We start from the raw sequence: 14187 nt of genomic DNA, 5'->3' as shown, positions 1-14187 counted from the left end.
CGGCATCTTCAATTGGTATTAAAGCGTTGAACGTGGACCGTTGGACGTTCGTCGCTGATGTATTCGCACGCGCTCACGCCATTCACTCTAAACTCTTGAGCATGACCGATTACGCTGTCATAACCGATCATCTGACGCGCCGTTTCGGTTCGTTCGTAGCGGTGCATGAAGTCTCGTTGCACGTATCCTATGGCGAAGTCTTCGGTTTTCTGGGACCGAACGGCTCCGGCAAAACCACCACGATCCGCATGCTCTGCGGGCTGCTGACACCGAGCAGCGGCAGGGGGCGCGTTCTAGGACTCGACATTGCGCGCGACCAGGAAGCCATTCGCCGACGGATCGGCTACATGTCGCAAAAGTTTAGTCTCTACGGCGATCTGACGGCGCGTGAAAACCTGACATTCTATGCCGACGTGTACGGTCTTCCGCGTGCCGAACGCGCCACACGCATCGACGCATTGATCGACCTTGCCGGACTGCGCGGGCACGACCGGGTGCTGACCGCAGACCTGCCGGGCGGCTGGCGGCAACGCCTGGCGCTGGCATGCGCCATCGTTCATCGTCCGCAGGTCCTCTTTCTGGACGAGCCGACGAGCGGCGTCGACCCGGAGGCGCGCCGCGAGTTCTGGGACCTGATCTACGACCTGGCAGGCGAAGGGGTGACTGTCTTTGTCACCACTCACTTCATGGACGAAGCCGAGCACTGCAACCGCATTGGACTGATGTACGGCGGCAGACTGGTCGCCCTCGACGCACCAATGGCGCTCAAGCGCACGACGTTCGACGGCGCCGTACTGGAAGTTGAGGGCACGCCGCAGGAACGAGCGCGCACCACCCTGCTGGCGCAACCCGGCGTGCGCAGCGTGGCCCCGCATGGCGCCCGGCTCCACGTCATCGTCGACGACGCAGCGCTTCGGTTGCCGCATCTTGCCGCAGCCCTGGAGTCGGCGCAGGTGTCCGACGTTCACATCGAACCAATTGATCCGTCGCTCGAAGATGTGTTTGTGGCGATTGTAGATCGGTATCTGGGGAAGCAGCCAGATTCTCCAGACGAGTCAGCCACTCGTTGAGCATCGCGGCGAATTCGGATAAGAGTGTCGTCCCACACCGCCTCTTCCTGATCGATGTCGCACTGTGTCGATGCAACACACATCGACACGAATGGTTCGCTCCGCCAGATATGGCGCCGGAAGAGAACGCACAAACATCTCCTCAGTCTGCTCTTCAGCGCTCCCATATCACAACGTATGTGCCAGTATATCGGATACGCTCATGACTCACAAGCGTCGCCGTGTGTAGTGGTCACCTTCTATGGTACAATAGCGCTTGCCTTCTCCACAATCGGCAAAAAGAGGTGATTGTCCTCATCTATTTACGATAGTTTTCGCTATAAAAATATGGTATACTGAGAGGAGCGAAAAGCGACTCGGGGAAGCGAGGGATCATGGGTCTCTTTTCACGCCATAACGACAGGCCGAGCGAGCAGGCGGTGTTGCAGGCGCTGGCGACGGTGCAGGAGCCGGAACTCGGCGGCGATCTGGTATCGCGCAAGATGATCAAGAATCTGGTCATCGATGGCGATACCGTGCGCTTTGCCGTGGAATTGACCACCCCCGCCTGTCCGCTCAAGGATCAGATTCAGCGCGAATGCGAAGAAGCGCTCGAAACAATCGCCGGCATTCCGCGTAATCGGGTAAGCATCGAGTTTACCGCGCAGGTGCGTCCACGCGGCGGCATCCCCGAACAGGTCGCCATCCCCGGCGTCAACCACGTCGTCGCCGTCTCCGCCGGCAAAGGCGGCGTCGGCAAATCGACGGTCGCAGTCAACCTGGCGGTGGCGCTCGCGCGCGAAGGGGCGCAGGTTGGGCTGCTCGACGCCGATGTGTACGGTCCGTCGGTGCCGCTGATGATGGGGGTGCGCTCGCAACAACCCGAGGCGGTGAGCGGTCCCGACGGTGAGCCGCGTATGCTGCCCATTGAGGCGCATGGCATCAAAATGATGTCGATCGGCTTCCTGATCGACGACCGGCAACCGGTCATCTGGCGCGGTCCGATGGTGTCGCAGTTGCTGCGGCAGTTCCTCTACCAGGTGTTGTGGGCGCCGCTCGATTATCTGATCATCGACATGCCCCCCGGCACCGGCGATATTGCGCTGACCCTGGCGCAGTCGCTCCAGAATGCCGGGCTGACCGGCGTGGTCACCGTCACAACGCCGCAGCAGGTGGCGACCGCCGATGTGCTCAAGAGCATGGAGATGTTCCGCAAGGTGAATGTGCCACTGCTCGGAATCATCGAAAATATGGCATACTTCATTGCGCCCGATACCGGCAAACGCTACGACATCTTCGGCTCTGGCGGCGCGGCTCGCCTGGCAGGGCAACTCGGCATTCCATTGCTTGGGCAAATCCCTCTTGGGTTGAGCATCCGCGAGGGAGGCGACCATGGTCAACCGGCGGTGCTCAGTAACGAGCCGGACGCCTATGCCGACGTTTTCCGCGAGGTTGCGCGCAAACTGGCGGCGCGCATTAGTGTGATGGAATATGCATAGAGGGGACTATGCAGTACGATGATGTACGCCGGATGACCATTCCGCTATACACGGCCGAACAAGCACGGCAGGCGCGACCGTTCTACCCGACCGATACGCCAGCGCACGATTCGTATGGACGCCGGATCGACTACCTGCGCATCTCGCTGACCGACCGTTGCAACATGCGGTGTGTTTACTGCATGCCGGAGATCGGCATGCAATTTATGCCGCGCCCGGAGTTGCTGACGACGGACGAACTGTTGCTGGTGGTGCGCGCGGCTGCCAGAGCCGGATTTCGCAAAATCCGATTGACCGGCGGCGAACCGACGTTACGCCCCGATATTGTCGAGATTGTGCGGGAGATCAAGCGCATCCCCGGCATTACTCACCTTGCCATGACGACCAATGCGCTGCGGCTGGAAAAACTCGCCGAACCGCTGAAAGCCGCCGGTCTCGACCGGGTGAATATCAGCATCGACACGCTCGATCCGGAGAAGTTTCGGAATATGACACGCGGCGGATCGTTCGAGAAAGTCTGGGCAGGAATCGAAGCCGCCGACCGTGTGGGGTTGCACCCGCTCAAACTCAATTCGGTCGTTGTGCGCGGGATGAACGACGACGAGGTTCCACGCCTGGCTGCGTTGACGCTCCGCTACCCGTGGGAGATGCGCTTCATCGAGGTGATGCCGCTGACCGGCGTGGCAGACTTGGCGCAGAGCAGTGTGGTGACGAGCGCCGAACTGATTGCGCGCCTGGAGTCAGTCTATGGTCCGCTCGAAGACCTCGGACTGGCGCCGGCCGACTCGGCGCGACGCTACCGCATCCCCGGAGCGCCGGGCAAACTGGGGTTCATCAGTTCGGTGAGCGAACCGTTCTGCGCCACGTGCAACCGGATGCGGCTGACGTCCGACGGGCGCCTGCACCTCTGTTTGCTGCGCGATCATGAGGTTGATCTACGCGCCGCCATCCGTAGTGGCGCCACACTCGATGAGATCGAGCAGATTATTCGCTACGCCGTGGCGCTCAAACCCTGGGGTCATGGCCTGCCCGACGGCGTGCTGCCGACACTGCGCGGCATGTCGGAACTCGGAGGATAGTCCGTTTTGATATTGTCTTTCTTGCGTAACTCTGGTATACTCCAGAAGCATCAGAGAACGCCGGCAATTCACCGACGACCAGGAGCGTCGTCAGCGATATTGGCGCGATACACTCGCACAGAACTCATCAGGAGGCGCACACGCTATGGCAACCATCGAACAGGATGTGATCAACCAGCATCAAGAGAGCGAATTCCCGCCGGTGCTCGAAATTACGGAAGGCGCATCCCTGCGCCTGCAAAGCATGATGAAGGAACGTAACCTCGAAGGGTATGGTCTGCGCGTCTTCGTTTCCGGCGGCGGATGCTCCGGCTTGCAGTATGGGATGACCTTCGACAACGAGGAGCGCTTCGGTGATACAGTGTGGAATGCGCACGGTCTGCGCATTATGGTGGACCCGATCAGCGCGCGGTACCTCACCGGCGCCACGATTTCGTACCAGCAGGACAATATGCTGGCGGGCGCATTCAAGATCGACAATCCGAACGCAGTGTCGAGCTGCGGTTGCGGTCACTCGTTCCGCACGAAGGAACAGCAGGGGACCGACGACGATTACGACGGGTACGGCAACGGCGGCGGTTGTTGCAGCAGCCATTAGGCGCATCCATTCCATCGCATCGGCAGGCGCAAAAGAGACGTTGCAGCGCAACGTCTCTTTGTGTTGCACTGTACTCGCTCTTCTGAACATGGGTGAATATATGCACCCGTTCTTTCGTGCGCCCTATCTTGATCTTACGACTGATCAGGTCAAAGCGAAACTCGACCGAGGCGATCCGTTCCGTTTCATTGATGTGCGTGAGCCGGAAGAATACGCAATTGCCCGTATCGAAGGAGCGGAATTGCTGCCGCTCAGCCGCGCCGCCGAATGGATCGGCACGCTTGACCCTGGACAGGAGTACGTCTTTTTCTGTCATCACGGTCAACGCAGCGCCTATGTGGCGGCGTATGTCGCATCCAACCTGGGGTTCACGCGCGTAGCGAATATGACCGGCGGCATCGAGGAGTGGTCGTTGCGGATCGACCCTTCCGTGCCACGCTATTGATGGTTCGGCAGGCGAGCATGGATCACTATCTCGAGGGAATTCGGCTCTTCAATGCCGGCGAATACTGGCACGCCCACGAGCAGTGGGAAATCTGCTGGCTCGCTTCAGCGCAGTCGGAGGCGATGTTCTACAAAGGCATCATTCAGGCGGCAGCGGCGCTTGAGAAGTGGAAGCGCGGGCAGCCGCGCGGCATGCGCCTTAACTATGTGAAGAGCCGTCCCAAACTTGCGGCGTTCAGTCCCTGGATGCGCGGCCTCCATGTCGCGGCATTGATTACTGCAATGGATCAGTTCGTTCTGAACGGAGGTCCACCGGCGCCTGTTCCGCGCATCACCCTCGATCCGCCGACTGCTGCCGCGCTCGCTGCGCATATCCGCTCGCTGGAAGCCGCATCGCGCCATGTATGACGCTCTCCTGCCAGATCTGCGCTGCCCGACATGCGCCGGAGCGCTCGATCTCGGTGACGCACGCCGTGATGCTGCCGGAGAGATCATATCCGGCGCGCTCCGCTGCGCCTGCGGTGCAGTCTACCCGATCCGCGACGGCATTGCCGATTTCCTGGGTCCTCCCCGTCCGCCGACGATTGCGCAACTGACGAATGAACTCCCGGCGACCGCCTGGGCATACGAACGTCTCTGGCGTCCATTCGCGCTGACGCTGCTGAGCGGCGAGTCGTTCCCGTACCAGCGCGAACTGGCGCTGGTGACGGAATGGATTGAGGCGACACGGGGCGGGTTGATGGTTGACGTCGCCTGCTCAAACGGGTTGTACGCGCGCGCGCTGGCGCAGGCAATACGCCACGTTCCGGGGCATGTCGTTGGCATCGACCATGCGCGACCCATGCTGCGCGAGGCGCGCCAGCGCGCGCGCGCCGCTGGAGTGCGGGTTTCTTACCTGCGCGCCTCGGCGCAGTCGTTGCCGGTCGCCAGCAGCGCGGCATCCGGCGTAACCATTGGCGGGTCGCTCAACGAAATCGGCGATCTCGATGCCTGTCTGCGTGAGGTGCGACGCATCCTTGCCCGTGATGGCCGCTTCGTGACCATGACCCTGCTCAAAGGGCAGAGCGCTGTCGGGCGTACTGTGCAACACATCGTTTCCGCCGGCGGCATTGCGTTCTGGTCGCCTGAGGAACTGCTCCGGCGCTTTCGTGCTGCCGGGTTGTATCCGCAGCGCGACGAACAGTACGGCATTGTTCTGTTTACGCTGGCATGCCCGTCCTCGCCATCGTAAGGAGCAGGAGAAATCCATGGCAAAAACGACGCTGTTGTTTCTTGACTCCTGGGAGCGCGGGCGTCTCGCCGCTCGCCGCTCACCGCTCACCTCTCGCCGCTCACCGCTCACCGCTCGCCGCTCGCGTGAGAAAGTTGCTCGTCCACCGGCAGCACGGGCGTTTTGCCCGCATACAAGGAGAAGTCTATGGCAAAAGCGACACTTTTGTTTCTGGCAACCGATGATGGACTGACGCTCCTCAGCGATCCCGCCAATCAGGGGCGCTGGCTGCGCAGCGCGCATCACTTCCAGGGATCGGCGGTACAATCGGTCTGGGTCGATCATTCCAACCCGCTGATCACCCTGATCATCGCCGCCGGACGCATCCATCGCAGCACGGATGGCGGGCAGACATGGATGGCGCCGGCCATCAACGATCCGCTGGCGCCGTCATCCGTGCTGTACGGCGCCCCGCGCCAACCGTTATTCGTGGGGTTGCTGGCGGGTGATACGTTGTTTGCCAGCGATGATGCAGGCGCGCACTGGCGCCGGATCGCGCTCCCCGGCGCATATGGCGCGTTTGCCATCGATGATGCCGGACGGTTCTACGGCGCGCGAGACCGTCAGGTGATGGTAAGTGACGATCGCGGCGCGACATGGAAACCGTATGGTGCGCCGTTGCCGAACGTTCCTCGTGTGTTGAGAGCGGCGCCTGGCATGGCAAACGTCATCTGTGCGCTCGCCGATGGGCGCGTATACGCCATTGAACGCGAGAACTGGCGGTGTATCGACGGCATACCGGGCAAAGCGACCACTTGCACGGCGCTGGCAGGCGCACCGCCAACACTCCTTGCAGCGCTGACCGACGGCGGAGTCGTGCGCGGTTCTCTCGACGGTTGGGAGCCGCCGATTGCTGCGCTTCCCTGGAAAGGCGCTGCAACAATCCTCAAGCCTGCCGGTTATCATATGGATACCGCGTTTGCCGCATCTGCCATGGGAGAGGTTGCGATCAGCACGGATCGGGGACGTTCCTGGAACCTTGTGCGCCGGGGGCTGGCAGCAGTGCGCGACATTGCTGCCGCTCGCCTGGCATGATGACCTGAAGAGGGCGCCGATTGGCGCGCAAGCAACAGATGTGTATGAGGCGCTTACCCGTATCTGAGTGATCCGTCGTGATTCTGGATGTGCGCTGACGCCCCCGTTCTGTGCAAGGCTTTGACAAGAGGTGTGCGTTGTGCTAATCTACAGATCGAGTCCGTGGGAAATTTAACAATCACGTGAGGGGCAAACCGCAATGGCGCAACCTCCATCTCTTGGGCAACTTTCGACAGCGCCCGTTTTCAATACTAAAGCCGTCGCGCGCGAAACCGGCGTCCCGCCTGACACGTTTCGCGCCTGGGAGCGGCGCTACGGCATTCCCTGCCCGCAGCGCACGCCGGGCGGTCATCGTCTCTACTCGGAGCGCGACATTGCGATTATTCGCTGGCTGCGCGACCGCACTGCCGAAGGGGTCAACATCAGCCATGCCATTATGCTGCTGACAAGCGTGACCGACCAGGCGCCGCCGCATGTCGAACCGGATGCCAACCGCTCGATTGATCGCATGGTCGAGGACCTTGTGGTGGCGTTGACAACCTTCGATGCCCAAAATGCCGAGCGCCTGGTGTCGGAAGCGTTTGCGATCTATCCGTTCGAGCAGGTGCTGCTGGAGGTGATCCAGCCAACGATGGTGGAAGTCGGCGAGCGCTGGCACCGCGGTGAGATCAACGTTGCGGCGGAGCATTTTGCGACTGAGTTTGTGCGACGCAAACTGGCGAGCCTGCTGAACGTTTTCGAGAACCAGCCGCAGCGCGATACGATTGTGGTCGGATGCGCACCGCAGGAACTGCACGACTTGGGAGTGATGTTCGCCAGTCTCTTCCTGGTGCGTCGCGGATGGCATGTGGTCTACCTGGGCGCCCAGGTGCCGCTTGCCGACCTGCTCGAAACCATTCGCAAGGTCCGCCCAAAGCTCGTCTGTCTGTCGGCTTCAACGCTCGAAACCGCGATGAACCTGCTGGAAGTGGCGCGAGCCGTCCGGCAGGAGTTTCCCCACGTTCATTTCGGGTACGGCGGGCGTATCTTCAATGTCAATCCCGAATTGTGCGCCGCTATTCCAGGGGTGTTCCTGGGCCAGGATGCGCGCGAACTGGTGCAAACCGTCAGTTCGATCATGGCGAATAATGGTGCATCCATCCCCCCTCAACGCTCGTAGTCTCACGTAGAGTCGGTTGATAGCCTCTGACGCAAATGGCGCTATAATGTCGCTCTGAACACGCCAGCCGGTTGTGGACAACCAGCCAGCGCGTCGTGGTACGGTGCGCACTCCTGCCCTGCTAGCAGGGTATGAGGCAGCGCTCTCTGTGGGGGGCGCAATACAGGAGCGCATGTGTGCCACTCAAAGGCACCTATGAGATAGCGCCATATCGCTCCTGTAACTGCGCCATCGATGATTAGAGGAGGAACTGAGCGTTCCAAAAGAGGGGTCATGGCATCGCTCCAGCATTCTGCCAGAATACCGGTTCGAGCATTCGGTGAGCGTGAAGCGCCGATCCGCGATGCTGCGGCCCTGCTCGCTAATCTGCGCCACCTGGCTGAACCTGATATCATTGGGCACGAGACGCCTTCGACCGATGCTCTGCCATCACTGACACTCGATGCAGCGTATCAGTATTGTGTCGAGGTGACGCGCGTCAACTCGCGCAGTTTTCACCTCAGTTCACAGCTTCTGCCGCGCGAAAAACGACTGGCTGTTCGCGCCCTGTATGCGTTCTGCCGCGCCAGCGATGATACCGTAGATCGCGCGACCGGCGACCCGGCGCGCACGCTGGCAAATTGGGTGGCGCGCGTCCACGCGCCACATCCGCCTGCCGATCATCCGGTTTTGCTCGCATGGGACGATACTGTGCGGCGTTACGCTCTTCCGCGCGCCCTCGTGGACGAGTTGCTGGCCGGCATTGCGATGGATCTCACCATCCACCGATATGAGACGTTTGACGATCTCTGGCTCTACTGCTACCGTGTCGCTTCTGTGGTCGGTTTGCTCTCGATGCACATTATTGGGCACCGCGATGGCGCTGCGCCGTATGCGGTGAAACTTGGCGTGGCGCTGCAATTGACCAATATTTTGCGCGATGTTGGCGAAGATGCGCGACGCGGACGAATCTATCTCCCGCAGGAAGACCTGCGTCGCTTTGGGTTGACGGATGATGATATTCTTCATGGTCGACGCGATGATCGCTTCCGGGCTTTGATGCGCTTCGAGATGGAACGCGCACACGCCCTGTACGATGAGTCCTGGCCCGGTATTGCACTGCTCGATCCAGACGGTCGGATGGCTATTGCTGCGGCTGCGGAGATCTATCGTGGCATTTTGCCACGCATCGTCGCCAACGACTACGACGTGTTCCAGAAACGCGCCTACGTTCCATTTACCGGCAAGATCGCCATTCTCTGGCGCGCCTACCGCAAACTCAATCGTCTGATCAGAGAGCATCGCTGAGGTTGCTGGCGTTGCATTGGGTTGGCGTTCATGCGAGAAACAACGGAAGATCTCCGTCACTCCGAGCGCAGCGGAGGTGCTCCGCGAACGTCGCATATCGCCCTCAGTGCAACGAAGGGGAAGGGTGCCGTTTTTACGTGATGGATGCTCTTATACTCGCAACGGCGTATCATTAATCGCCGGAGACGTGCTGGAACGCACCCATGTCTGCACACAAGCACATTGTCATCACCGGCGCAACCGGATTGATCGGCAAGGCGCTCTGCCGCCGCCTGATGGCGCGCGGCGACACGGTAACGGTATTTACCCGCCGACCAGACGCAGCGCGCGCCGTCCTTCCCGGTGCAACGCAGTATATCGCCTGGGATGCCGCAACCGGCGGCACATGGGAGTCGGTCCTGGAAACCGCCGATGCGGTCGTCCATCTGGCAGGAGCGTCGATTGCCGGTCGGCGTTGGACGCCTGCGTATAAACACGAAATCCTTGAAAGCCGCACCGTCAGCACGCACACATTGGTCGAAGCAATGGCGCGCGCTTCCCGGCGCCCTTCGGTCTTCGTCTGTGCGTCCGGCATCGACTACTACGGTCCACGGGGCGATGAGCCGGTCGATGAAAACGCACCGCCAGGGCGCAACTTCCTGGCGCAGGTGTGCGTAGCGTGGGAAGGTGAAGCATCTCGTGCTGCGGACCTTGGCGTTCGCACTGTTATGATGCGCACTGGGATTGTGCTTGATCGCCATGAGGGCGCCCTGGCGCGGTTGCTGCTGCCGTTTCAACTGTTTGTCGGCGGTCCCATTCTGCCGGGAACGCAATGGTGGTCCTGGATTCACCTGGACGACGAAGTAGGACTGATCATGCGCTGCATCGACGATGAGCGCGCCAGCGGACCATTCAACGGCGTGGCGCCGGAACCGCAGCGGAACCGCGACTTCAGCGCGACCCTTGGGCGCGTGCTGGGGCGACCGTCGTGGCTGCCGTTGCCCGGCTTTGTGCTCCGCTTGCTGCTCGGCGAAATGGCGCCGGCCCTGCTCATCGAACGGCAACGCGCCATACCGGCAAAAGCGCAGGCGCTCGGCTATCCGTTCGCCTATCCGACATTGGAACCGGCGCTGCGCGCGGCGCTTGCGCGCTTGCCATAGGAGATTCGCGTATGCGCGCTTCTTTGATATTCGCCGCACTCGTGACGATGCTTGTGCTCCCCATGGGATGCACCCTGCCATCGGTCGATCTGCCGCGTCCTGTGGCAACAGAACAAACTACCGCTCCGACCGCAGCAGTTCAGGCAGAGGCGACCCGCGCACCGATCACGCCGTCAGCGCCAACGACCACCCCTGCGCCATTGCCTGCGCAGGCGCCGCTGCCGACCCTTCCACCAGAACTGACCAACCCGCTGGAAGCCGAGCAGGCAGCACTGACCGCCCTCTACCGGCAGGTGAATCCGGCGGTTGTCAGCATTGAAGTGGTTGCCGATCATCCGCCGGTTGGCGGAGCGCCGTTCACCGTTCCCACCAGTCAGGGTTCTGGCTTTCTGTTCGATGATCAGGGGCATATTGTCACCAATAACCACGTGGTCGAAAACGGCGCGAAGTTCCAGGTGCGCTTCTCCGACGGCACGGTGGTGATGGCGCGGTTGGTCGGCAGCGATCCGGGAAGCGATCTTGCGGTGCTGAAAGTCGATGCCTTGCCGCCGGGAGCAGCGCCGTTGCCCCTCGCCGACTCGCGAACCGTCGAGGTCGGTCAGCGCGCGATTGCAATCGGCAATCCGTTTGGGTTGCGCAACACCCTCACGGTGGGAGTCGTTAGCGGCATTGGGCGCAGCCTCAGCGGGCCCGCGAGCAACAGCGGCGGGCGCTTCCGCATCCCGAATATCATTCAGACGGACGCGGCGATCAATCCGGGGAATTCCGGCGGTCCGCTGCTCAATATCTACGGCGAAGTGATCGGTGTCAATACGGCTATCAGCAGCGGTTCCGGCGCCTTCGAGGGGGTCGGGTATGCAGTGCCGTCCAACGCGGTCAGCCGGGTGGTTCCGGCGCTCATCCGCGATGGTCGCTACGATCACCCGTGGATGGGCATCGGAATGCGCGATGTCGATCCGTTGCTGGCGGATAGCCTGAACCTGCCGGCGCGTCAGGGTGTGCTGATCACCGAGGTTGTGCCCGATAGCCCTGCCGCCCGCGCAGGGCTGCGCAGCGGAACGCAGATCGTTTCGGTTGGCGGGCGCGAATTGCGCATCGGTGGCGACATTATTATTGCGATTAATGGCCAACCGGTGCGTGACAGCGATGAACTCGTCAGTTATCTCGAACTTGAAACGTCCGTCGGCGATACTGTGATGATGACCGTCCAACGTGGCGATCGCCAGGAGCAGATTACGATGACACTCGGCGCACGCCCGCGTGAGTGACGCCGATTACACTGGCGCATCCCACGATGCATCGATCTGAAGCGCTTGTGCCAGGCGCCGCCGGTATTCCCATCGTGGGATCTCGATCAGCCCAAACTGGAGCAGGTGCGGCGACCCAAGGAACTGTGAGTCGAGCAGCACATACCCGCCGCGCCGCAACCGCTCGACAAGGTGCACCAGCGCGACTTTGCTGGCGTCGCGCTCGCGGCTGAACATGCTCTCACCCGCAAACAGCCCCCGGATCGCCACACCGTACAACCCGCCAACCAAACGGCCGTCGCGCCAGGCTTCGACGCTGTGGGCGAACCCCATGCGATGCAGCGCGCTGTAGGCAACGATCATTTCTTCCGAAATCCAGGTCGTTTCGCGCCCCGGAGCCGGTTCGGCGCAGGCGCGCATCACATCGGTGAAGGCAGTGTCGGTGCGGATCGTGAACACGCCTTTGCGCACGGTGCGCGCCAGGCGATGCGGCACGTGAAACGCCTCGAGCGGTAAAATCGCGCGGGGATGCGGGTCGTACCAATGAATAACGCCGTGCTCATCCGCCATAGGGAAGAGACCCTGGCAGTACGCGGCGATCAGCATATCGGGTGTGAGCATGGCGCCAGGAGCAGATCACATCTCGACAAAGTACGACTTGCACGCTGCCGCCAGCAGTTCCCGCGACATAGTCGGCGGCACCCCCAGAAAGCGCGCGTAATCGATTACCTGATCGATCAGATCGCGCGGATGGACGGCGCGCAGTTCCAGTTTGCGGCGCGGGTACTCCACCTCCAACAAATAGCGCAGCCCGTCGTCGCTGTATGGCACGTTCTTCGCCTTGCAGACGCGGCGCATAATCTCGCGATACTCTGCCGGCGTCGGGTTGCCGATTTCGATTTTGTAGCGGATGCGCCGCAAAAAGGCTTCATCGACCAGTTGCTTTGGCTCGATATTGGTCGAGAAGATGATTAACTGATCGAATGGCACTTCAATCTTCTTGCCGGTATGCAGGGTCAGGTAGTCTACCCGTTTCTCGAGTGGGACGATCCAGCGGTTGAGCAGATCGCGCGGGCGCATCTGCTGCCGGCCAAAGTCGTCGATCAGGAATAATCCGCCGTTGGCTTTCAACTGAAGCGGCGCTTCGTAATATTTGCTGTACTCATCATATTCAAGGTCGAGCGACCCCATATTCAATTCACCACCGGCAATGACAACCGGACGCCGCGACAGCACCCAGCGTTGATCGTAGGCGTATTCCTGCCCTTCCGCCAGTGGACGGCGCTCGTGGTGAATAGGATCGAAGATGCGAATAATCTGTCCATCGACGATGATGGCGTGCGGAATGGCAATCGAGTCTGAAAGCAGCCGTGCCGTCGCTTCAGCAATCGAGGTCTTGCCGTTCCCGGCATGCCCAAAGAGGAAGATTGAACGACCAGAGTTGATCGCCGGTCCCAACTGGAGCAGAATTGAGTCGCTGAGCACCAGGTGCGAAAACGCTTCACGAATGGCCGCTTCAGTTACGACTAATCCCTGCGTCGTCTGCCGATGCATCACATTGCGGTAATCAGACAGGTTGACCGGCGCCGGTCCCAGGTACTGCGTCCGCTCGCCGATCTCTTTCGCGCGCGTGATACCTTTGGCTGTCGCCTGATAACGATATGCTTTCTCACCGACGCCGCTGCTGCCCTTGACTTCAGCCATCTGCTCGCGTCGCAGATAGGCCATCGCCTGATCAAGCACATTTTCCCACGGAAGGTGCAGTAATTCCACCAGCTGCAGACCGGTCATCTCACCGATCAGATAGAGGGCGCGCAGCATCTGATCGGCAATAAACGAGAGCGTCAGCCCGGTCGCCTCGATACTTCGCGGACGAAGTGGAAGCAGCGACGTTGCAGATTCGACTTGAGGGTTCTGCGAAAGTGCGGGTTGCATATCAACTCCCTTCCCCTTGCGTGCTGTGGCGTTCTCTTCGTGCCCTTCTTCAGGCGGTCAGTTAAGTATAGCATGACACCGGGCGCGAGCGGGTCTGAGACCCGCCTGCGCCCTGGTGACCCGCCCCCATGTTCGGATGCCCGCCCGCAACCCCGTGGCCCGCCCGCAACCCCGTAGCCCGCCTGCGCCCTGGTGACCCGCCCCCATGTTCGGATGCCCGCCCGTGCGCCGATGTCCCGCCTGCGACTCCGCGGCCCGCCCGCAACCCCGTGGCCCGCCTGCGCCCTGGTGACCCGCCCGCGACCCCGTGACCCGCCCCCATGTTCGGATGCCCGCCCGTGCGCCGATGTCCCGCCTGCGACTCCGCGGCCCGCCCGCAACCCCGTGGCCCGCCTGCGCCCTGGTGACCCGCCCGCGACCCCGTGACCCGCCCCCGTGTTCGGATG

At 61.4% G+C, this 14187-nt stretch carries 14 protein-coding genes; 12 read left to right on the top strand and 2 right to left on the bottom strand.

What is annotated here, in order from left to right; all coding sequences use genetic code 11:
* The first annotated feature begins 32 nt into the window (after positions 1 to 32).
* From RCAS_RS09045 to RCAS_RS08985, 12 genes are all read left to right on the top strand, one after another.
* A complete protein-coding gene (locus tag RCAS_RS09045) occupies positions 33 to 1070 on the top strand; it encodes an ABC transporter ATP-binding protein (protein WP_232280216.1) in 1038 nt (345 codons plus the stop codon).
* Between the two features lie 374 nt (positions 1071 to 1444).
* A complete protein-coding gene (locus RCAS_RS09040) occupies positions 1445 to 2548 on the top strand; it encodes an Mrp/NBP35 family ATP-binding protein (RefSeq protein ID WP_012120278.1) in 1104 nt (367 codons plus the stop codon).
* 8 nt (positions 2549 to 2556) lie between these two features.
* The gene (moaA, locus tag RCAS_RS09035) at positions 2557 to 3627 is read left to right on the top strand and encodes a GTP 3',8-cyclase MoaA (RefSeq protein WP_012120277.1); all 1071 of its coding nucleotides are present in this window, start codon (positions 2557 to 2559) and stop codon (positions 3625 to 3627) included.
* Positions 3628 to 3772: 145 nt separating this feature from the next.
* Complete coding sequence (locus RCAS_RS09030; RefSeq protein WP_012120276.1) at positions 3773 to 4225, top strand: HesB/IscA family protein; 453 nt, start codon at positions 3773 to 3775, stop codon at positions 4223 to 4225.
* Between the two features lie 100 nt (positions 4226 to 4325).
* Positions 4326 to 4670: a rhodanese-like domain-containing protein gene (locus RCAS_RS09025; protein ID WP_041330488.1), complete on the top strand. Its 345-nt coding sequence runs from the start codon at positions 4326 to 4328 to the stop codon at positions 4668 to 4670.
* A gap of 17 nt (positions 4671 to 4687) precedes the next feature.
* Entirely contained in the window at positions 4688 to 5077 is a 390-nt protein-coding gene (locus RCAS_RS09020) for a DUF309 domain-containing protein (RefSeq protein WP_041330486.1), read from the top strand.
* Positions 5070 to 5900, top strand: a complete 831-nt coding sequence (locus RCAS_RS09015) for a methyltransferase domain-containing protein (protein ID WP_012120273.1) — start codon at positions 5070 to 5072, stop codon at positions 5898 to 5900. The genes RCAS_RS09020 and RCAS_RS09015 overlap by 8 nt, the downstream gene beginning before the upstream one ends.
* Positions 5901 to 6086: 186 nt before the next feature.
* Complete coding sequence (locus RCAS_RS09005) at positions 6087 to 6974, top strand: WD40/YVTN/BNR-like repeat-containing protein (RefSeq protein WP_012120272.1); 888 nt, start codon at positions 6087 to 6089, stop codon at positions 6972 to 6974.
* A 199-nt stretch (positions 6975 to 7173) separates the two neighbouring features.
* The gene (locus RCAS_RS09000; RefSeq protein ID WP_012120271.1) at positions 7174 to 8133 is read left to right on the top strand and encodes a MerR family transcriptional regulator; all 960 of its coding nucleotides are present in this window, start codon (positions 7174 to 7176) and stop codon (positions 8131 to 8133) included.
* A 273-nt stretch (positions 8134 to 8406) separates the two neighbouring features.
* Positions 8407 to 9420: a phytoene/squalene synthase family protein gene (locus RCAS_RS08995; RefSeq protein WP_012120270.1), complete on the top strand. Its 1014-nt coding sequence runs from the start codon at positions 8407 to 8409 to the stop codon at positions 9418 to 9420.
* A 203-nt stretch (positions 9421 to 9623) separates the two neighbouring features.
* The gene (locus RCAS_RS08990; RefSeq protein WP_012120269.1) at positions 9624 to 10559 is read left to right on the top strand and encodes a TIGR01777 family oxidoreductase; all 936 of its coding nucleotides are present in this window, start codon (positions 9624 to 9626) and stop codon (positions 10557 to 10559) included.
* Between the two features lie 11 nt (positions 10560 to 10570).
* Positions 10571 to 11827, top strand: a complete 1257-nt coding sequence (locus tag RCAS_RS08985) for a S1C family serine protease (protein ID WP_012120268.1) — start codon at positions 10571 to 10573, stop codon at positions 11825 to 11827.
* Positions 11828 to 11833: 6 nt separating this feature from the next.
* Here the strand turns inward: RCAS_RS08985 and aat are convergent, their stop codons facing one another.
* Positions 11834 to 12427 (bottom strand): leucyl/phenylalanyl-tRNA--protein transferase, encoded by a 594-nt coding sequence (gene aat, locus RCAS_RS08980; protein WP_012120267.1) that lies wholly within the window; start codon positions 12425 to 12427, stop codon positions 11834 to 11836.
* Between the two features lie 15 nt (positions 12428 to 12442).
* Complete coding sequence (locus RCAS_RS08975; RefSeq protein WP_012120266.1) at positions 12443 to 13741, bottom strand: hypothetical protein; 1299 nt, start codon at positions 13739 to 13741, stop codon at positions 12443 to 12445.
* Between the last annotated feature and the right edge of the window lie 446 nt (positions 13742 to 14187).

Origin of the sequence: Roseiflexus castenholzii DSM 13941, from assembly GCF_000017805.1 — a bacterium.
GTDB classification, from domain to species: domain Bacteria; phylum Chloroflexota; class Chloroflexia; order Chloroflexales; family Roseiflexaceae; genus Roseiflexus; species Roseiflexus castenholzii.
Note: the sequence above shows the minus strand (reverse complement) of the source record. Positions and strands in the feature narration are given on the sequence as shown.